The sequence below is a fragment of the Halomonas sp. RT37 genome, assembly GCF_040070525.1.
GTDB classification, from domain to species: domain Bacteria; phylum Pseudomonadota; class Gammaproteobacteria; order Pseudomonadales; family Halomonadaceae; genus Halomonas; species Halomonas litopenaei.
The window spans coordinates 3,252,697-3,269,779 of sequence record NZ_CP098827.1 but is presented as its reverse complement, the minus strand read 5'-3'; the positions used below and the strand labels follow the sequence as shown (position 1 = coordinate 3,269,779).

The window sequence follows — 17,083 nt, the reverse complement described above, 5'->3', positions numbered from 1 at the left end:
TTGGCGTCCAGGCTGACCGCCTCCTCCCTCGAGGCGGTCAGCGCCCGGCATCTGACGATCCAATTACCCCGAAGGAATCAAGGGATGAAAACCACCATCTATCGCGGCCGCCTCTGGGCCGCACTGGCGGCGGCATTGCTGCTGGTCGGCTGTGGTCAGGAAGAAGACCCGTCCGCCGGTCAGGCCGGTGGTCAGCCACCCGCCAAGGCCATCGAGGTGGCCGAGCTGGCCTACCAGGACATTCCACTGGACAAGTCCTACCCCTCCAAGCTGATGAGCGAGCAGGAAGTCACCCTGGTCGCACGTGTCACCGGTGTGCTCGAGGAGCGCAAGTTCGAACCCGGCGATCAGGTCGAGCAGGGGGAGAGCCTCTACACCATCGAGCCGGACCTGTACGAGGCCACCGTGGCCCAGCGCGAGGCCGACCTGGCCAGCGCCCAGGCCGAGCTGTCGCGGGCCGAGCGTGACGCCAATCGTTTCCAGCAGCTGGCAGCCCAGAACTCGGTGAGCCGTCAGCAGGTCGACCAGGCCCTGGCCGACGCGCGCGTCGCGCGGGCCAGCGTGGCCCAGGCCGAGGCGGCGCTGAAGAGCGCCCAGCTAGACCTGGACTACGCCGAGGTCACGGCGCCGGTGTCTGGCGTGATCGGTCTCAGTGAGGTCAATGTCGGCAACCTTGTGTCACCCAATACCGAACTTGCCACCATCACTCCGTTGGATCCGCTGGAGGTCCGTTTCCAGATGCCTCAGAACGACGCCTTCGAGCTGCGTCGTCAGTTGAAGGACATGAGCATCGAGGACATCGCCGCCTCGCTCGAAGCGTTCTCTTCGCGTGGGGATGAGCCTGCCGTGCTCAGCGGCCACCTGGACTTCCTTGGCTCCCGTGTCGATCCCGAGACCAGCACCGTCCAGGCGGAGGCCACCTTTGCCAACCCGGACGGCGCGGTTCTGCCGGGTCAGTACGTGCGCGTGAAGATCGAGGGGCTGGCGCGCTTCGGCGTGCTGGCGGTGCCGGAGCTGGCGTTGACCCAGGGCCTGATGGGCCCGCAGGTCTACGTGCTTGATGAAGACAACGTCGCCAGGGCGCGTCCAGTGCAGCTCGGCGAGCTGGCGGGCGCCTGGCAAATCATCCTCGACGGCGTCGAACCCGGCGAGCGTGTGGTGGTCGGTGATCCGGGCAGCCTGAAGCCGGGTACCCCGATCGATCCCCAGCCGTTCGACGGCGATGCCGAGGCGCTGATGCAAGAAGCCCAGTACGAGCAGCAGGGGCAGGGCGCCGGCCAGGCCGCGCCCGAGCAAGCTGAGCAGGAAGCGGCGTCACCGGGCGAGCCAGCGGCCGATCAGAGCGGGCAGGGCACTGCCGAGAGCGCTGGTCAGGGCGAGGATGCCGCGAGTGCCACCCAGGCCGCCCAGCAGGCGCCGATGAACGCGCCGCAGGGCGATCAGGAGGCCGAGGAGGCTCGAGGAGAGGGTAACGAATGAATTTCGCCAACTTCTTCATCAAGCGGCCGATCTTCGCCTCGGTCCTGGCGATCATCCTGACCATCATCGGGGCGATGAGCATGCGGGTACTGCCGATCGAGCAGTATCCCAGTGTGGTGCCGCCCACGGTGTCGGTCAGCGCCACCTTCCCGGGGGCCGATGCCGAGACCGTGGCGCAGACAGTGGCCGCGCCGCTGGCGGAGGCGATCAACGGCGTCGAGAACATGCTCTACATGAACTCGACCAGCTCCGACAACGGCTCCATGAGCCTGAGCGTGGCCTTCGACATCGGGACCGACGGTGATATCAACACCATCAACGTCAACAACCGGGTCCAGGGCGCGCTGTCCCAGTTGCCCGAGGCGGTGCAGGAGCAGGGCGTCCAGGTCGAGCTGCGCTCCAGCTCGATCCTGATGCTGGTGTCGTTGATCTCGCCCCAGGACGACTACGACAACATCTACATGCAGAACTATGCCACCCTGAACATTCTCGACGAGCTGCGCCAGATTCCCGGCGTCGGTGAGGCCGAGGTGCTGGGCGGTGGCGAGTTCGCCATGCGCATCTGGATGGACCCCAACAAGCTGGCCGAGTACGACCTGACCCCCACCGAAGTGGCGGCGGCGATTCGTGCCCAGAACACCGAGGTACCGGCGGGTAGCCTGGCGTCCACGCCTATCGACAGCCCGCGAGCCTTCACCTACACCATCACCGCCGGCGGACGTCTGTCCAGCGCCGACGACTTCCGCGACATCCTGCTGCGCACCAACGAGGACGGCTCTGCGCTGCGCCTGGATGACGTCGCACGGATCGAGCTGGGTGCCTCCTTCTATGGCGTCGAGGCGCGCCTCAACGGCGCCATCATGACGCCGATCATGATCCAGCAGCAGCCGGGCGCCAATGCGCTGCAGACGGCAGACATGGTCAAGGAGAAGATGAACGAGCTGGAGGTGCGCTTCCCGCCGGGCCTCGAGTACGTGGTGCCCTACGACACCACCCTGTTCATCGACGCCTCGGTGGAAACCGTCTTCCACACCTTTATCGAAGCCTTCCTGATCGTCGGCGTCATCCTGTTCATCTTCCTGCAGAACTGGCGCTTTACCGTGATCGCCATGTCGGTGGTGCCGGTATCGGTACTGGCCACCTTCGCAGGCTTCTACGTGTTCGGCTTCTCGATCAATCTTTTGACGCTGTTCGCTCTGGTGCTGTCCATCGGCATCGTGGTGGATGACGCCATCCTGGTGGTGGAGAACGTCGAAAGGGTGCTGTCGGAAGACGAGGAGATCACGGTTCGCCAGGCCACCATCCAGGCCATGAAGGAGGTCGGTGGGCCGGTCATCGCCACCTCGCTGATCATGGCGGCGGTGTTCGTGCCGGTGGCCTTCCTCGGCGGCTTTACCGGGCAGATCTATCAGCAGTTCGCCCTGACCATCGCCATCTCGGTGGCGTTCTCGGCGCTGATGGCATTGACCTTCACCCCGGCGCTGTCGGCGATCTTCATCAAGCACGACCTGCACAAGAAGGAATCCTCCTTCATGCGGGCGGTGCGCACCCCGCTGCGCCTGTTCGACCGCTTCTTCGACGGCGTCACCAGGGTGTTCATGGTGGCGGTCAAGGTGCTGGTCAAGGCCTGGGTGCTGACCCTGCTGCTGGTGGGGCTGGTCGGGGCCGGTTCCTTCTGGCTCTACGAGAACACGCCCTCGACGCTGGTGCCGGAAACCGATCAGGGCATCGCCCTGGCGGCGGTCAGCCTGCCGGACTCGGCATCGCTCAGCCGCACCAAAGCCTATATGGCCGAGGTCAGCAAGCGCATCGAGGAAGTGCCCGGTGTGCGCTATTCCTCGGCCATCGCCGGTTACGACATGCTGACCAGCTCGGTCAACACCGCGCGCGGCATCATCTTCATCAACATGGACAACTGGGACGAGCGCGAGACCACGGTGGATGACCTGATCGGCCGGATCTTCCAGATCGGTGCCGAGGTCGACGGCGGCAACGTCATGGCCTTCAACATGCCGCCGATCATCGGCCTGTCCACCACCGGCGGCTTCACCGGTTACCTGCAGTCGTTCTCCGGTGCCACCCCCGAGGAGATCTACCAGGCCTCGCTCAAGGTGATGCAGGCGGCCAATCAGGATCCGGCGCTCAACCAGGTGTTCTCGACCTTCAGCGTCAACGTGCCGTCCTTCCGCGCCGAGATCGACCAGCAGAAGGCGCTGAGCTACGGCGTGTCGCTGACCGACCTCAATGCCACTCTGTCGAACACCTTCGGCAATGGCTTCGTCAACTTCTTCAGCTACCAGAACCGCAACTTCCAGGTCTACCTGCAGAACGAGGCGGAGTACCGCGACACCCCGGACGATATCAACAACGTCTATGTGCGCGGCGGCAACGGTGAGCGGATTCCGCTGTCGGAGTTCGTGACCCTCGAGCGCAAGGCCGCCCCTGCGGTAGTCACCCGTTTCGGTGTCTACTCGGCGGCCCAGTTCCAGGGTGGCCCGGCGGAAGGCTACTCCTCGACTCAGGCGCTCCAGGCCATGGAGCGGATCGTCCAGGATACGCTTGGCAGCGACTGGGGCATGGGCTGGACCGGTACCGCCTACCAGGAGAGCGAAGCGGGTAACGCCGGCACCATCGCCATCATCTTCGGCATGGTCATGGTGTTCCTGATCCTGGCGGCGCAGTACGAGAGCTGGTCATTGCCGCTGGCGGTACTGACCGCCACGCCGTTCGCCTTCCTCGGGGGCATCGCCGGTATCGCCATGCGTGGTCTGGATACCAGCGTCTATGTCCAGATCGGGGTATTGGTGGTCATCGGCCTGGCGGCAAAGAACGCCATCCTGATCGTCGAGTTCGCCGAGTTGCAGCGCAAGGAGATGGGCAAGACCATCCGCGAGGCGGCGATCACCGCGGCGGAGCTGCGTTTCCGGCCCATCGTGATGACCTCCATGGCATTCATCTTCGGCACCCTGCCGCTGGCCATGGCCACCGGCGCCAGTGACACCAGCAGCCACCACATCGGTACCACGGTGGCCATGGGCATGGCCTCGGTGGCGATACTGGGTAGCTGTTTCGTGCCGTCGTTCTACGCCATGATCGCGTCGCTCTCCCTGCGCTTGTTCGGAGAGCGTGGTTCCGACGACGATGAGGACGAGAACGCCTCAGAAGCCAAGGGCACTGCCACCGATCATTGAACCAGTGGGCGGGTCAACATGACCGCCCCTCATCGGTAGAATGGTTGATGCAGGTCAAAGCGCCGCCTTTCCAGGCGGCGCTTTTTTTTATGCTGCAGAGGCGGTGAGTCGCTGGTGACAGGGAGTTTTTTATTGCGTATTACACGCTTGTGGCGGGCCTGAGGGAAGTGTGCAGTGCAGCATGTTGTGCGCTGCAACATGCTGTCGCCAAAGGAAAAATTGGGATGTGCGGGTCGAGGTTTGTGGCCTATGGCGCTATGCTGCGGGTAGCAAGTACGCAAGTGGCAACGCCACGGGAGGTGGTATGGACATAATGCTGATCAGGGACATTGCCCTGAGTTTTCCGCTGATTCTGTTCACGGTGCTGCTTCCACTCGTCGCGCTCTACTGGATCCTGGTGGCATTGAAGCTGGTGCCGCTGCAGCTGTTCGAACGTGACAGCCTGCGTGACGATCACATGGCCAGCACGATGGTATCGCTGGGGTTTGCCGGGGTGCCGGTGACGGTGGCCTTGACCGCGCTGATCCTGTTCGCTGCTGTCTTCACGCTGGTGGCGGAACTGCTGATTCTGCAGTGGGTCAACTTGGCAATCGTGATCGTGCCGCTGGGCATCGTGGTGCTGTGGGGAGCCTTTGCGCTGTCGTCCCCGCTGGCATCCCGCTTCTGTCGGGTACTGTTGAAGCGCTATCGCGATCGGCCCTCGTTCAACCGCCGTTGCCTGCTGGGCGAGCGTGTTCAGGTGGTCGGCTTCATCGATGGTCAGGGGTGCTGCCGTGCGGTGCTCTGCTCGGACGGAACCCGGGAGATCTGCCTGAGGGGCAAGCCGGGGGCGATGCCGCGGGAAGGGGAAGTGCGGGTGCTGGTCAAGTACCTGGAAGAGCACGACAGCTTCCGCTCGGTGGCCGAGCAGGAGTTCCTCGATGCGCGTACCCGGCTGGTAAGGCTCAAGCTGATCGAGCGCCATGAACCGGTACCACCCCATGAGGCACCGACGCACGGGCATCACTACCACGGCCATCGTCACTCCCACGGCCATCAGCATTGAAGCGTGTCGAGCCCTTCTCGAGTCGATCGAGTAGCAGTTCGCGACGACGGGTCAGTCGCGACCGATCAGGCGGATCAGGTCATCGACCAGGGCAGGGCCTCGTTCACTGAGAGTGAAAGCCTGGGGCGCCCGGAGCCACTCCCAGAACAGCCCGCTCAGGGCATAGTGAAACAGGTCGGTGGCACGCTCCGGGCTAAGCCCGGGGCGTAGCTGCTGCTTGAGATCAGCCTGCTTGAACTGGCGCAGCAAGGCCTGGCAGGTTTCTCGGGCGATCTCGGCCTTGGCCTCCAGCGGGTCGAAATCGTCGGTACGCTCGCAGTGGTGCAGCAGGATACCGTGAACCCGGCGGTGGCGCGGAGTATCGGCCTGACGCAACCCGACATGACAGCTCAAGCGAATGGCCTCCAGCGGGTGGTGATCGACCGAGGAGTCGTCGAGCTCATTGAGCAGGTCCTCGAACGGCAGATGGACTCGCTCCAGCATGGCCCGGAACAGATCGCCCTTGTTGCGAAAATGCCAGTACAGGGCGCCCCGGGTAACGCCGGCCCGTCGCGAGATGACCTCGAGCGAGGCGCGCGAGACACCACGCTCGAGGAACACTTCCTCGGCGGCATCGAGCAATGCGGCTCGGGTGGCGGCGGCTTCTTGCTTGGTACGGCGGGCCATGGGGGCGGGGCGCTCCGGCGGTGGGTCAGTCCGCGTATTCTACCGGACTGGCCCCGCGAGATCAGCGGCATCGATACGCGCACTGAGGTAAATTGGGCTCGTTTTGGCGACGTCACAAAGGTATAAGGACGACAGGTGCTGTCGTGTTTTCGACGGCGCGGCATGGCGACTAAGGAACTTTCATGGCAAGAGCCCCCTTCGAACTGGCCGGCATTACCGTCAAGCCGGGCACGCGTGCCCAGATCGACGTGCCGGTGGCCAAACTTTACACCCATGCACCGCTGGATATCCCGGTGGAGGTCGTTCACGGACGCCAGCCCGGCCCCACCTTGCTGGTGTGCAGCGCCATCCACGGCGACGAGATAAACGGCGTCGAGATCGTCAGGCGTCTGTTGCGTTCGCGCCAGATCAACCGTCTGCGCGGCACCCTGATCGCGGTGCCGATCGTCAATATCTTCGGCTTCGTTCAGCACTCTCGCTATCTGCCGGATCGGCGCGATCTCAATCGCTGCTTTCCCGGCAGTGAATCAGGCTCTCTCGGGGGGCGTATCGCGGCACTGTTTCGCGAGCAGATCGTCGATCACGCGACCCACATCATCGACCTTCATACCGGCGCCATCCACCGCACCAACCTGCCGCAGATCCGCGCCCAGCTGGGTGACGCCGGTGAGGAGACCCGGCGCATGGCCGACGCCTTCGGCGCTCCGGTGATCCTCAACGCCGAGCTTCGCGAAGGCAGCCTTCGCCACTACGCCCAGACTCGCGGTACGCCAGTACTCACTTACGAGGCCGGCGAGGCGCTGCGCTTCGACGAGTGGGCGATCACCGCTGGTGTCCGAGGGGTGCTGCGGGTGATGCGCCGGCTCGACATGCTGACCGGCGAGCAACGCCGTCGCAAGCCACCGGCAGCGGAGGTCGCCAATGGGTCGAGCTGGGCGCGTGCGCCCATCGACGGCATCCTGAGGCCCAAGGTGCGCCTGGGTGCCCGGGTCGCCAAGGGGCAGGTGCTGGGCAAGGTCGCCGATCCCTTCGGCGAGACCGAAGGCGAGATCCTGTCCATGGCCGACGGCATCGTCATCGGCATGAGCCGGCTGCCCCTGGCCAACGAAGGCGAGGCGCTGTTCCATATCGCCCGCTTCGACGCCATCGAAGAAGCCGAAAGCGCCATCGAGACCTTCCATTCGAGCCTGGAGCCGCCGCCCGATTCACTCTACTAGGCCTCAAGGCGTGACGCGGTTCACCCAGGAGCCAAGGTTGCACATGCAGGTGAGCACTCGCTTACCTTAAGGCATGAGGGTGGCGATAGGGGTGGCGGCAGAGGTAGCGGTAGCAGTAGCGGTAGGGCTAGCGAGACAGATGTCCGGAGGGCTTGATGAAGATCGAGTCCCCAACCCCGGACCCAATAAAGAACGGCCGAGCAGATCGCTCGGCCGTTGTCTTTTTTGCAGGGCAATTTTTCCCGTGCAGCGGAGTGTCGTGCAGCCGTTGTCAGGCGCTGACGGGTTCCGGCACCAGGCCCAGGGCATCGTCGAACACCGCCAGGCCCGCGCCGTCGCGATGAGCGTTCTCCGACAGATGTCGACGGAAGCGGCGCCCGCCGGGGCAGCCCTGGAACAGGCCAAGAAGATGGCGGGTGATATGGTTGAGCTTGGCGCCTTCTTCCAGGCGGCGCTGGATGTAAGGGCGTAGTGCCATGGCGGCGGCGTGGCGACTGTCAGCAGGCCCCGGCTCGCCGTAGATCGCCTGGTCCACCTGGGCCAGCAGCCAGGGATTCTGGTAGGCCTCGCGACCCACCATCACGCTGTCGACGTGATTAAGCTGCGTCTGGCACTCCTCGAGGCTCTTGATGCCGCCGTTGATGCCGATATGCAGGTCGGGGCGACTGGTCTTCAAGCGATGCACCCGCGGATAATTCAGCGGCGGCACGTCGCGGTTTTCCTTGGGGGACAGCCCCTGCAGCCAGGCCTTGCGCGCGTGCACGATAAACACCTCGCAGCCGGCGTCGGCCACCTGGGTGATAAAGCGCTCGAGATCGGCGTCCTCGTCCTGATCGTCGATCCCGATACGGCACTTCACCGTCACCGGAATCGACACCGCCTCGCGCATCGTCGCCACCGCCAGTGCCACCTTGTCCGGATGACCCATCAGGCAGGCCCCGATCAGGTTGTTCTGGACCCTGTCGCTGGGGCAACCCACGTTGAGATTGACCTCGTCGTAGCCCCACTCCTCGGCGATCGCCGCGCACTCGGCGAGTTCTCCCGGATCGCTGCCACCTAACTGCAGCGCCAGCGGATGCTCCACCTCGTCGTAGCCGAGGAAGCGTTCGCGCGGACGCCCGTGAAGGATCGCACCAGTGGTCACCATCTCGGTGTACAAGAGCGTCCGGCGCGTCAGGGTGCGCGCGAAAACGCGGTAGTCGCGGGTAGTTAGGTCCATCATCGGCGCCACGGAGAAAGTTCTATCCAGCGTGGGGCGCGGGGTGTCAGGCTTCATGCGGGTTGTGGGGGTTGCCTTCTCAATCATATCTGTACATATTTACAGTGGTTTTGCCGTATTTTACTCGGTGTCTTGTCACATTCTTGGCACATGGCGCCGAGGGAATTTGTCACATTGGAGTGTGGTGATGGCGACAATAGTGAAGCGCCGAAAAAAGGACGGCAGTTTCTCATATCTGGTCCGGGTCCGCATCGCTCGGCGCGGCCAGCCCGACTACTCGGAGACCAGGACATTCCCGAAGAAGGCTATGGCCGATGAATGGGCCAAGCGTCGCGAGATCGAGCTGGCCGCCCCGGGTGGTATCGCTCAGTTGCGCTGGAAGGGCGTGACTCTGGACGACGCCATCGAGCGCTACCTGCACGAGTTTGCCCAGGGTGCGGGGCGCTCTAAGCGCGCCACCATCGAGCAGCTACGACGTTTTCCCATCTCCAGGGTGGCGATCACCGAACTTACCAGCGAACAGGTGATCGAGCACGCGGTGATGCGCCGCGACAGCGGCATCAAGCCCTCGACGATCAACCAAGATGTGGTGTGGCTGGGGATCATCCTCAAGACCGCAGCGGCGGCCTGGAAGATGCCGGTGGAGCTCAACGAGTTCGAGTCAGCCAGGCTGCTGTTGCGTAGCAAAGGCGTCATTGGCAGGTCGAGTGCACGGGATCGGCGGCCAACAGCCGGGGAGCTTGAGCGAATACGTGCTTACTTCCAGCGCTCGCAGCGGATTCGGCCGAGTGCCGTCATTCCGATGGAAGACATCATGGACTTTGCGGTGGCCACCTCACGGCGCCAGGAAGAGATCACGCGCCTGTTGTGGTCGGATCTCGACGATGAGGCCATGACCTGCTGGGTGCGTGATGCCAAGCACCCGCGCCAGAAGTGGGGCAACCACAAGCGCTTCAAGCTGACCCACGAGGCCATGGCCATCATCAAACGGCAGCCGCGTTTTCAAGGGGAAGACCGGATCTTCCCCTACAACGGGAAGTCTATTGGCACCCGCTGGCGGGCGGCGACAGCCGCCTGCGGCATCGAGGACCTTCGCTTTCACGACCTGCGTCACGAAGCGACGTCACGTCTGTTCGAGGCGGGATACGAGATCGTCGAAGTGCAGCAGTTCACGCTGCATGAGAGCTGGGATGTGTTGAAGCGATACACACACCTGCGTCCAGAGACGTTGCAGCTGAGATAGTCAATATACCGTTACTTTGTCTTGTCACCGTGCCACCCCGAAGGGTGGCAGGTATTCAGTCCATAATCTCGTTGCGATCGACGCTGCGCAACTTTTGCCGGCAGTCGTCCAGCTTCCCCTCAAGCTCCTTGATTCGTTTCACCAAGACATCCTCTGGTGGCATTCTGTTTTGCTCCAAATTGCGGATATAGCTAGTCAGCAGTTTGAGTTCTTCGCTCGACAGTGATCGCTGGGTAGCGGCATTGAGAATCTGGTCGATATGGCGGGCCATACTTCTATCCTTGAATTCCGAAGGTGGTGCCCGTCAATCTACCCGATGCTGTTACGGTCCTGCACCGAACCTCTCAGACCAATGATGAGCGTCAGCAAACGGGCATGACAAACAGCAAGTATCAACCGACTACCCGTTGACCTGCTTCCAGAGCTTATGTGCCTCGCCACGCTTCTTATCTAGGTAATGGGCGAGGTCCATAGCGCTGACAAGCCAAGGCGATTTCTGCGAGTCGCCGGCGCGGTAGGTGGGTACAGGCAGGGCCTGGGCTCCGGCACGGATGCTGGCGGTACGCGGGCTGATGCCGAAGTAGCGGGGGGCCACTTCATCTAGTGGCAGCTCGGAGCGCCCGTCGAACTCCGCCAGCAGTCCAAAGTAGGTGTTCATGGTTGGCTTCTCCTTTTCCAGTGGTGGTAGCGCTGCTGAATGGTCTGCAGTGTGACTGCTGCTTCCGGTCGATAATCCAGCTCGGCGCGGCTGTTGACGCCGCAGGCGGCACATAGCCAGTCACGAGCGTCCTGTTCGTTGTGGGTGCCATCGGGTAGCTGCTTGGCGGTCAGGCCAAACTTGTGGCGCCGGCGTCGGTCCAGGTAGAGCCGAAAGCCTCTGTCCTTGCAAAGCAGGACGGCAGCCCTGGCCAGGGTGCCTCCTTTTCGTTTGTTCATGGCTCGTCCTCGTCTCCATGGGCATCGTTACGCTCAGGATCGAACAGGTCCAAGGTCTCGCGGCTGAGTTTCCATGCTTCCCAGGCCAGCAGCAGCGTCATCAGGATGGCCACTGCCGCAATGATGATCAGAATGGCGTCAGCGGACATGGCGCCCCTTCCTTTCGTAGATCTGCTGGCACTCGATGCAGGTGGTGGCCCAGGGCGCGGCCTGGCGGCGGGCCGCTGGGATCTCGTCGCCGCATTCTTCGCACTCGGCGCTTCCGGCCCAGTCGATCCCGATCCAGCGTGGGCGGTTGGTCAGGGCGCCCTCGAGGTGGCGCTCCTGGATCTCGGCGGCGATATCGGCGTTATCAGCCATGGCTCAGCCCTCCCCGCCGGTTTCGATCAGCCAGAAGCGCTGCATCAGGCGGTCTCCATCGTCCAGATACTCGTGCAGCTCGCGGCCGGTGTATGTGGCCCACTCGATGACGACCAGGGCGGCGTCCTGGAGGTCGCGGTCGATCACTCGCAGCCGGGTGAGCTCGAGGGGCCATTCGGGGCCGTTGTAGATGGCGAGCAGGATCCGGCGGCAGTGGTGGCTCTGACCGCTGTCGCCCTGGGCGACGGCGACGAGCCGCAGCAGTGCCGTAGGGCGAAGCTTCTCGACCCTGGCCAGCCGCTGATCGGCATCGCCCTCGGCGGCGTGCATGGCTTCCAGAGCCTGACGGTTTCGCTCGCTCAGGCGCTCGGTGAGCTTGGGCATGCGGGTTTCGCGGTTCATAGTGCGCTCCTTGCGTGGTGCGGTTGTTGTGCTGCCCGGTGGGCGTGATGCGCGGGCAGGTGATCGATGGCGATGCCGAGCCTGTCGGCCACGTGGTCGAGTCCGGCATCGGTGAGTTCGGTGCGGCCGTAGTGGGTCCAGCCGCAGATGGGGTGCCAGTAGGTGCCAGTGGCCACCAACACCAGGCGGGTGTTGCCGCGGTAGCGACCGGCGGGCAGATTGTCGGCGCCCAGCACGCCGGCCTCGCGTAGGCGGCGGGCCAGGGTGTTGCGGCCGATGTTCAGCAGGCCGGCGGCCTGGTCGAGTGAGTAGGTGCGCTGCATATGGGCCTCCTTTCTCTACCTGCTATGCCTGGAACACCCAGCACTTCACGCTCGCGCTGTTGAGGCGGATGCGGGAGCGCACGGTGCGGTTGGCGTCGACGAACTTGCGGGTCTTGCTGGCCTTGAGGTAACGCTTGAGCTCGCGCAGTTCGGGCACCCGGAGCTTGTATTCACCGCAGGCCCGCTCGAAGTCCTTGAGGTTGATGGCGATCAGATCGCCCTCGCCGCCGTAGTGATCGAGCATTGGCTCGGCCCTGAGTCCCTCGAGGTAGTCGACGGCCTCCCAGAACTCGGCCACGAGCGGGTGATCGGCGTTGATCGCTTGCTGGCGTTCCCGGGCCATCTGCCAGACATGGCCGGCGGCCACATCGATCGTCTGGGTGTTGAACAGGCCGAGGCCATCGGGGCCCAGGCACTCGACCAGGGCGGCGAGTTGGCCGTGGCACTTGGCAATGCGCAGCACTTTGACGTCCGGGTCCTCGGCGAGGCGCTCGGCGTAGTTTCTGGCGCGCTCGTTGATCAGCGTGAGCAGCTCGGCCTCGCGTTGGGCCACGTCCAGGGCGAACTGGCTGACGTGCTCGAGCTCGGCCTTCTCCAGGGCCTCGGCGAGCTCCTTGGTCTGGCGGTTCTGCCCCTCGCGAGTGAAATGCAGGTGGCAGATGCGGGTCTGGATCGCCTCGCCGGCCTGCACGGCGGCGTTCTGGCTGATCACGATCGAGCCGCGAAAGGGGGGCTCGTAGGTGTCGTTGCCGCTGTTCTTCACGCCCCGGGCGCGGATCGAGCGGCCGTTGAAGGCGGTCTTGAGCTCGTCCCAGTCGAACTGCTTCTGCTTGGCGCCGCCCTCTTGCTCGCGGTCCGACTCGATCAGCACCACCGGCAGGTTCGAGACCTGGGCGAAGTTCCGGCTGCGTGCCGGCATGGTGGCCTTGGACGGATCGAAGCCCTCGTAGTCCCGGCGACCGACCAGCTTCCACAGGAACTCGATCAGCGTGGACTTGCCGGCGCCGGCCTCGCCGACGATCTCGAGGAAGGGAAACGAGCCCATCTCGGCGCGGATCTGCTCGGCGAGCAGGCTGCCCAGCCAGTAGGCTAGGGCCACCACGCCCTTGCTGCCGAAGGCGCCGAGCAGCTGGTTCGTCCAGCCGGTCTGGTAGGCCTCGCGGTCCGGATTGAGGTGCAGCGTCACCGACTGGCTCAGGGTCTTGAGCTGCTTGCGTGGGCCGAGCTCGAAATAATCCTCGCTGTTGATGCGCACCAGCTTGCCGCCGGCCACGGCCAGGTCGCCGAACACATAGGCGCCGTGCTCCTTGCTGTAGCCGATGTAGTCGATGGTCTCGACGGTCTTGATGTTGCCGATCTGGTCCTGGAGCAGGGTGTCGAGCTGCTGGCTCGTGCCGGTCCACACCGCGCCCGGGGCCACGCCGAGCAGGCGCTTCTTGTACTCGGAGGCACTGGCCAGCTGGCCGCCGCTGAAGGTGTTCTTCACCGGGGCACGGCCGTCGGGAAACTCGACGCGGTAGTAGTACCAGCTCTCGTCGGTGATGGCGTTGGCCTGGTAGTACAGCGCCGTGGGGAAGCAGGTGCAGATGCGCTTGACGTTGCCGGCCTGCTCGAGGGCCGCGTCGCGGATCGCTGGGTTGAGACTCTGCTGGTCGCCGCCGTCCTCGCCCTCGGCGCGCACCGCGCGATCGAAGGCATCGACGTCGAGCTTCCACCACCACACCTGGCGCTTGTACTCGAACCAGAACTCTCGGCGCTCGGTGCGCTTGTAGATGATCAGCGCCTTGGCCATGGCCGAGGCAGCCAGCAGCAGGGCACCGTGGTAGCGGGAGGTCTCGCGGTGCTGCTCGGTGAGCTCGTCGCGCTGGTGGCAGTCGTTCCAGTCGTGGCGGCCGCCGCCGGGGATCTGTGCGGCGCGGCACTCCCAGCCTGCCGCCCGGGCCCGCTGGACGTGCTTGAGGGTGGCGTTCTGACCGGCACGGTTGCCGTCCAGCGCCCACACCAGGGTGGGGCGCGCGGTACCGGCGGCATGGGCGGCATCGGCTAAGGCCTTGAGTGCAGAATCCGGGTAGTTGGTGCAGCTCATCGCCGAGACCGCGGCGATCCCATGGTGGTAGAGGGCGATGGCGTCGAAGATGCCCTCGACGATCCACACCTCGCCGGCCTCGACCAGGTCGGCGGCCGTCAGGGTCGGCGGCTGCCACCAGTTGCCCTTGTACCGGCCGACGAAGTTGGCCTTCTGCTTGCCGAAGCGTTCGGGATTGTCGAGCAGCCGCTCCCAGTAGGCACCGCCGGACAGGGTGAAGCGCACCGTGGCGCTACCGCCCACCTTGGGCTTCCAGTAGCTCTCCTGGCTGTACCAGCCTTGGATGCGCTCGAGCTCGAAGCCGCGGCCGTCGCGCAGGTAGCCATCCGCCACCGGGGTGGCGCTGGCCGGCGTCTCGTGGGGCGATTGATCGGGGCGGGGCGCGTAGCGCTCAGACCAGGAGGCGAAGAACTCGGGAAACAGCTCCTTGACGTGGAGCTGGCTGCCGCAGTTGTTCTCACGCCCGCACTTCAGCATCCACGGCGCCTCGGTGGCGATATAGGCCTCCCGCTTTCCGCAGTCGGGGCATTGCACCTTCTGCAGGTACGGGCCGCGCTCTTCGGCACGGTAGTCGCGCTTCAAACGCGCGAGGATGTCCTGGCGCAGCGATGGATTCACGCTGTGCCTCCTTTATGTCGTGGTGGAGAACGTGGTGAAGGGACGGCGGGTACCTGGTTCAGTACTCGAGCACCACGGGGCGGCGCCGGTCGCGATCGACGACCACGGCGCGCTCCTCCTCGCGGGCCTGGGCGAGGATGCGCATCAGGTCGGTGACGGTGAACATCACCGGGCGACCACCTTCGGTGCGCAGCACCACCACGTGGGAGGTGCTGGCATCGATGTCGACGCGAGCCAGCTGGTTGGTGGCCTCGAGGTCGGCATAGGCCTGGATGGCCGTAAGCTCGGCGGCCTCCTCGGTCATCTCATGGTCGACGACCAAGTGTTCGATGCAGTTGCCCAGGGCGGTGACGCGGTTCTCCCAGCGCTCGCGGAACAGCCGCGCGGCGGCGAGGTTATGGGCGTCCAGGTGCGGGCGATGCAGAGCGGTAACGGAAGTCATGAGCGGTCTCCTGTAGATCGTGGGTCGACGAGCGTGCGTCAGGCGTTGACGAGGGCCGGCTGGGCCAGGGCGAGTTCCCGCAGGCGGGGCACCAGGGGCAGGCGCACCGTGGGGTTCGGAATGTCGCTCGGCGCGATGGTGTGGGTGATCTCGATCGACAGCTTGCCGCGCCAACCACAGTCCTCGTTGCGGCACTCGATGACCGCCTCGCGATACACCGGCGTGAGGCCCTGGCTCTTGCGGATGCGCGCGGTATTGCCGCAGTGGGGGCACGGAATGCGGTGCTTGTTCTGGTGTTGGATGCTCATAGTTATCGTCTCCCTGCGAGGTAGAGGGCGCGCCCGCGCCCGGTCAGTCCCTGGGTTCCCTTGCGCAAGCGGCGGCGCACGAGCCATTCGGCGGCTTCTTCCAGGGTTGCCAGGTGTTGCTGGACTCGAACCTGTTCCAGCACGGCTTCGAGCTCGTCATCCATCGGAAGGCGCAGTTCGTCATGGAGTGAGGCGTCAGCCATAAATCCAGTGCTCCTTGAGGTCCTTAAAAAGGCCTGCCTTCACGACGCCCGCGGTTGCAAAGTGCGGGTATCGAGGTCGGCAACGCCCAGCGTCTCCAGCGCTTCTTTCAACACCAGCTGACGGAGCAGGGCGGCCTTGTCGAGGCCGGTGTAGTCCACCAGGGCGTCGATGAGTCGGGCTTCGTACTGGTCGAGGTTGATAGCTCCATAGCGGGAGCGAACGCGTTTTGGGTCCTGGTACATGGCGGATGTCCTTATGCAGCAGGTCAGGAATGGAATGGGTTACTCACTGGGCGCCGAGGGCGGGAAGTCTTCGACGTCGTCGATGACGCCGTCCTTGATACCGAGGAGAACGGCGGCACGGTGGGCCTCTCCGCGCAGGCCCCTCTTGCGACCGGCTAGCAAGTCGCTGACCAGATTGGGGTTGAGGTCATGTGAGCGGCTGAACTCGGCGATGCTGATGCCGCGTCGTTCCAGCTCCTTACGGGCCTGATCGCGGGTAATGGCCATTGTGTTAACCTGTGTGGGTTCGTGTTTGTTAATGGAATGATGGTATTCGAATGGACAACTGTCAAGGGTGCCTGTGTGCAATCGAGCAACTTAGGTGAGCGGATACGCGAAGAGAGAGCCCGCTTAGGCCTGTCACAAGAGGCTTTCGGGGAGGTTGGGGGCGTCAAGAAATTTGCTCAATCGAACTATGAGAGGGGTAAAAGGCACCCAGATACGGCTTATCTCGAGAAAATCGCCAAGGTCGGCGTCGATATTCAGTATCTCGTGACAGGTATTCGTTCGACCGATAATAGTTCGTTCGATGGTCGCGAGGCCGTTCGCGTCAATGACGGCGCTCCTGTGGAGGCAGCCACGGCACCGGCTCCCGGGCTGGCAGAGGTCAAGCTCTATGATGTCGAGGGCGCCGCTGGCGACGGCCGCTCACTCGAAGAAGAACGTGTCGAGGGAGCGCTGTACTTCCCCGAGGCTCAGCTATCAGCGTTGGGGCTCTGTGCCGCCCAGGTGGCGGGGGTCAAGGTGCGCGGCGACTCGATGGAGGGCACGCTCTCGGACGGCGACTGGGTGCTGGTGGACCGCGCCAACCAGGATGTGCGCCAGGAAGGGGTGTTCCTGCTGCTGGTCAGTGGTGAGCGTCGCATCAAGCGGGTTCAGCGCCTGGCCGGCGGGGCCCTTTACCTGATCAGCGACAACACCCACTACCAGCCGGAAATGATCCGCCCGGAGCAGCTCCGCGACGTGGAGATCCTGGGGCGCTGCGAGATCCGCATCGGCAGGATCGCGTAGACGTCCAATCACATTGGCGCCGAGTAGCTTCGGCGCATGCGCGCAAAAACGG

Annotated in this window: 21 protein-coding genes; 6 read left to right on the top strand and 15 right to left on the bottom strand. The window is 64.2% G+C overall.

The window, feature by feature from the left end; all coding sequences use genetic code 11:
* Positions 1-84: 84 nt before the first annotated feature.
* The 3 genes from NFG58_RS14290 to NFG58_RS14280 all read left to right on the top strand — a co-directional run bounded on the left by NFG58_RS14290 (position 85) and on the right by NFG58_RS14280 (position 5,715).
* Positions 85-1,479, top strand: a complete 1,395-nt coding sequence (locus NFG58_RS14290; protein WP_108133279.1) for an efflux RND transporter periplasmic adaptor subunit — start codon at positions 85-87, stop codon at positions 1,477-1,479.
* On the top strand, positions 1,476-4,670 hold the full coding sequence (locus NFG58_RS14285) for an efflux RND transporter permease subunit (protein ID WP_348826816.1): 3,195 nt from the start codon (positions 1,476-1,478) through the stop codon (positions 4,668-4,670). The genes NFG58_RS14290 and NFG58_RS14285 overlap by 4 nt, the downstream gene beginning before the upstream one ends.
* A gap of 304 nt (positions 4,671-4,974) precedes the next feature.
* Positions 4,975-5,715 (top strand): hypothetical protein, encoded by a 741-nt coding sequence (locus tag NFG58_RS14280; RefSeq protein ID WP_348826815.1) that lies wholly within the window; start codon positions 4,975-4,977, stop codon positions 5,713-5,715.
* 51 nt (positions 5,716-5,766) lie between these two features.
* On the opposite strand, the gene NFG58_RS14275 is transcribed toward NFG58_RS14280, so the two are convergent.
* A complete protein-coding gene (locus NFG58_RS14275) occupies positions 5,767-6,381 on the bottom strand; it encodes a TetR family transcriptional regulator (protein WP_222568536.1) in 615 nt (204 codons plus the stop codon).
* Between the two features lie 182 nt (positions 6,382-6,563).
* Here NFG58_RS14275 and NFG58_RS14270 point away from each other — a divergent pair, with 182 nt between their 5' ends.
* The gene (locus tag NFG58_RS14270) at positions 6,564-7,598 is read left to right on the top strand and encodes a succinylglutamate desuccinylase/aspartoacylase family protein (protein WP_045992886.1); all 1,035 of its coding nucleotides are present in this window, start codon (positions 6,564-6,566) and stop codon (positions 7,596-7,598) included.
* A 271-nt stretch (positions 7,599-7,869) separates the two neighbouring features.
* Here NFG58_RS14270 and dusA read toward each other — a convergent pair whose 3' ends face one another.
* Positions 7,870-8,874 (bottom strand): tRNA dihydrouridine(20/20a) synthase DusA, encoded by a 1,005-nt coding sequence (gene dusA, locus NFG58_RS14265; RefSeq protein WP_348826814.1) that lies wholly within the window; start codon positions 8,872-8,874, stop codon positions 7,870-7,872.
* A 250-nt stretch (positions 8,875-9,124) separates the two neighbouring features.
* On the opposite strand from dusA, the gene NFG58_RS14260 reads away from it, so the two are divergent.
* Positions 9,125-10,060, top strand: a complete 936-nt coding sequence (locus NFG58_RS14260) for a site-specific integrase (RefSeq protein ID WP_348826813.1) — start codon at positions 9,125-9,127, stop codon at positions 10,058-10,060.
* 55 nt (positions 10,061-10,115) lie between these two features.
* Here NFG58_RS14260 and NFG58_RS14255 read toward each other — a convergent pair whose 3' ends face one another.
* The 13 genes from NFG58_RS14255 to NFG58_RS14195 all read right to left on the bottom strand — a co-directional run bounded on the left by NFG58_RS14255 (position 10,116) and on the right by NFG58_RS14195 (position 16,248).
* Positions 10,116-10,331, bottom strand: coding sequence for a hypothetical protein (locus tag NFG58_RS14255; protein WP_348826812.1), 216 nt, complete (start codon positions 10,329-10,331; stop codon positions 10,116-10,118).
* A 129-nt stretch (positions 10,332-10,460) separates the two neighbouring features.
* Entirely contained in the window at positions 10,461-10,718 is a 258-nt protein-coding gene (locus NFG58_RS14250; protein ID WP_348826811.1) for a pyocin activator PrtN family protein, read from the bottom strand.
* Entirely contained in the window at positions 10,715-10,996 is a 282-nt protein-coding gene (locus NFG58_RS14245) for a hypothetical protein (RefSeq protein ID WP_348826810.1), read from the bottom strand. The genes NFG58_RS14250 and NFG58_RS14245 overlap by 4 nt, the downstream gene beginning before the upstream one ends.
* Positions 10,993-11,145, bottom strand: coding sequence for a hypothetical protein (locus NFG58_RS14240; RefSeq protein ID WP_348826809.1), 153 nt, complete (start codon positions 11,143-11,145; stop codon positions 10,993-10,995). Before NFG58_RS14240 ends, NFG58_RS14245 begins: the two co-directional genes overlap by 4 nt.
* Positions 11,135-11,356 (bottom strand): TraR/DksA family transcriptional regulator, encoded by a 222-nt coding sequence (locus tag NFG58_RS14235; protein WP_348826808.1) that lies wholly within the window; start codon positions 11,354-11,356, stop codon positions 11,135-11,137. The genes NFG58_RS14240 and NFG58_RS14235 overlap by 11 nt, the downstream gene beginning before the upstream one ends.
* Before the next feature lie 3 nt (positions 11,357-11,359).
* Positions 11,360-11,758 carry a hypothetical protein gene (locus tag NFG58_RS14230; RefSeq protein WP_348826807.1) on the bottom strand — a complete coding sequence of 133 codons (399 nt, stop codon included), beginning with the start codon at positions 11,756-11,758 and terminating at the stop codon, positions 11,360-11,362.
* Positions 11,755-12,081 carry a hypothetical protein gene (locus NFG58_RS14225; protein ID WP_348826806.1) on the bottom strand — a complete coding sequence of 109 codons (327 nt, stop codon included), beginning with the start codon at positions 12,079-12,081 and terminating at the stop codon, positions 11,755-11,757. The genes NFG58_RS14230 and NFG58_RS14225 overlap by 4 nt, the downstream gene beginning before the upstream one ends.
* Positions 12,082-12,103: 22 nt before the next feature.
* A complete protein-coding gene (locus NFG58_RS14220) occupies positions 12,104-14,785 on the bottom strand; it encodes a toprim domain-containing protein (RefSeq protein WP_348826805.1) in 2,682 nt (893 codons plus the stop codon).
* A 58-nt stretch (positions 14,786-14,843) separates the two neighbouring features.
* Positions 14,844-15,227, bottom strand: a complete 384-nt coding sequence (locus NFG58_RS14215; protein ID WP_348826804.1) for a hypothetical protein — start codon at positions 15,225-15,227, stop codon at positions 14,844-14,846.
* Between the two features lie 38 nt (positions 15,228-15,265).
* Entirely contained in the window at positions 15,266-15,535 is a 270-nt protein-coding gene (locus tag NFG58_RS14210; protein WP_348826803.1) for an ogr/Delta-like zinc finger family protein, read from the bottom strand.
* A gap of 2 nt (positions 15,536-15,537) precedes the next feature.
* Positions 15,538-15,738 (bottom strand): hypothetical protein, encoded by a 201-nt coding sequence (locus tag NFG58_RS14205; protein ID WP_124804079.1) that lies wholly within the window; start codon positions 15,736-15,738, stop codon positions 15,538-15,540.
* Between the two features lie 39 nt (positions 15,739-15,777).
* Entirely contained in the window at positions 15,778-15,981 is a 204-nt protein-coding gene (locus tag NFG58_RS14200; RefSeq protein WP_124804077.1) for a hypothetical protein, read from the bottom strand.
* Positions 15,982-16,020: 39 nt separating this feature from the next.
* Positions 16,021-16,248 carry a DNA-binding protein gene (locus NFG58_RS14195; protein WP_124804075.1) on the bottom strand — a complete coding sequence of 76 codons (228 nt, stop codon included), beginning with the start codon at positions 16,246-16,248 and terminating at the stop codon, positions 16,021-16,023.
* 339 nt (positions 16,249-16,587) lie between these two features.
* Here NFG58_RS14195 and NFG58_RS14190 point away from each other — a divergent pair, with 339 nt between their 5' ends.
* Positions 16,588-17,031 carry a S24 family peptidase gene (locus tag NFG58_RS14190; protein ID WP_260425321.1) on the top strand — a complete coding sequence of 148 codons (444 nt, stop codon included), beginning with the start codon at positions 16,588-16,590 and terminating at the stop codon, positions 17,029-17,031.
* The last annotated feature ends 52 nt before the right edge of the window (positions 17,032-17,083 follow it).

Coding starts and splice junctions, on each gene's coding strand:
- NFG58_RS14290 (WP_108133279.1), top strand. CDS start 85: ATGAAAACCACCATCTATCGCGGCCGCCTCTGGGCCGCACTGGCGGCG.
- NFG58_RS14285 (WP_348826816.1), top strand. CDS start 1,476: ATGAATTTCGCCAACTTCTTCATCAAGCGGCCGATCTTCGCCTCGGTC.
- NFG58_RS14280 (WP_348826815.1), top strand. CDS start 4,975: ATGGACATAATGCTGATCAGGGACATTGCCCTGAGTTTTCCGCTGATT.
- NFG58_RS14275 (WP_222568536.1), bottom strand. CDS start 6,381: ATGGCCCGCCGTACCAAGCAAGAAGCCGCCGCCACCCGAGCCGCATTG.
- NFG58_RS14270 (WP_045992886.1), top strand. CDS start 6,564: ATGGCAAGAGCCCCCTTCGAACTGGCCGGCATTACCGTCAAGCCGGGC.
- dusA (WP_348826814.1), bottom strand. CDS start 8,874: ATGAAGCCTGACACCCCGCGCCCCACGCTGGATAGAACTTTCTCCGTG.
- NFG58_RS14260 (WP_348826813.1), top strand. CDS start 9,125: ATGGCCGATGAATGGGCCAAGCGTCGCGAGATCGAGCTGGCCGCCCCG.
- NFG58_RS14255 (WP_348826812.1), bottom strand. CDS start 10,331: ATGGCCCGCCATATCGACCAGATTCTCAATGCCGCTACCCAGCGATCA.
- NFG58_RS14250 (WP_348826811.1), bottom strand. CDS start 10,718: ATGAACACCTACTTTGGACTGCTGGCGGAGTTCGACGGGCGCTCCGAG.
- NFG58_RS14245 (WP_348826810.1), bottom strand. CDS start 10,996: ATGAACAAACGAAAAGGAGGCACCCTGGCCAGGGCTGCCGTCCTGCTT.
- NFG58_RS14240 (WP_348826809.1), bottom strand. CDS start 11,145: ATGTCCGCTGACGCCATTCTGATCATCATTGCGGCAGTGGCCATCCTG.
- NFG58_RS14235 (WP_348826808.1), bottom strand. CDS start 11,356: ATGGCTGATAACGCCGATATCGCCGCCGAGATCCAGGAGCGCCACCTC.
- NFG58_RS14230 (WP_348826807.1), bottom strand. CDS start 11,758: ATGAACCGCGAAACCCGCATGCCCAAGCTCACCGAGCGCCTGAGCGAG.
- NFG58_RS14225 (WP_348826806.1), bottom strand. CDS start 12,081: ATGCAGCGCACCTACTCACTCGACCAGGCCGCCGGCCTGCTGAACATC.
- NFG58_RS14215 (WP_348826804.1), bottom strand. CDS start 15,227: ATGACTTCCGTTACCGCTCTGCATCGCCCGCACCTGGACGCCCATAAC.
- NFG58_RS14210 (WP_348826803.1), bottom strand. CDS start 15,535: ATGAGCATCCAACACCAGAACAAGCACCGCATTCCGTGCCCCCACTGC.
- NFG58_RS14205 (WP_124804079.1), bottom strand. CDS start 15,738: ATGGCTGACGCCTCACTCCATGACGAACTGCGCCTTCCGATGGATGAC.
- NFG58_RS14200 (WP_124804077.1), bottom strand. CDS start 15,981: ATGTACCAGGACCCAAAACGCGTTCGCTCCCGCTATGGAGCTATCAAC.
- NFG58_RS14195 (WP_124804075.1), bottom strand. CDS start 16,248: ATGGCCATTACCCGCGATCAGGCCCGTAAGGAGCTGGAACGACGCGGC.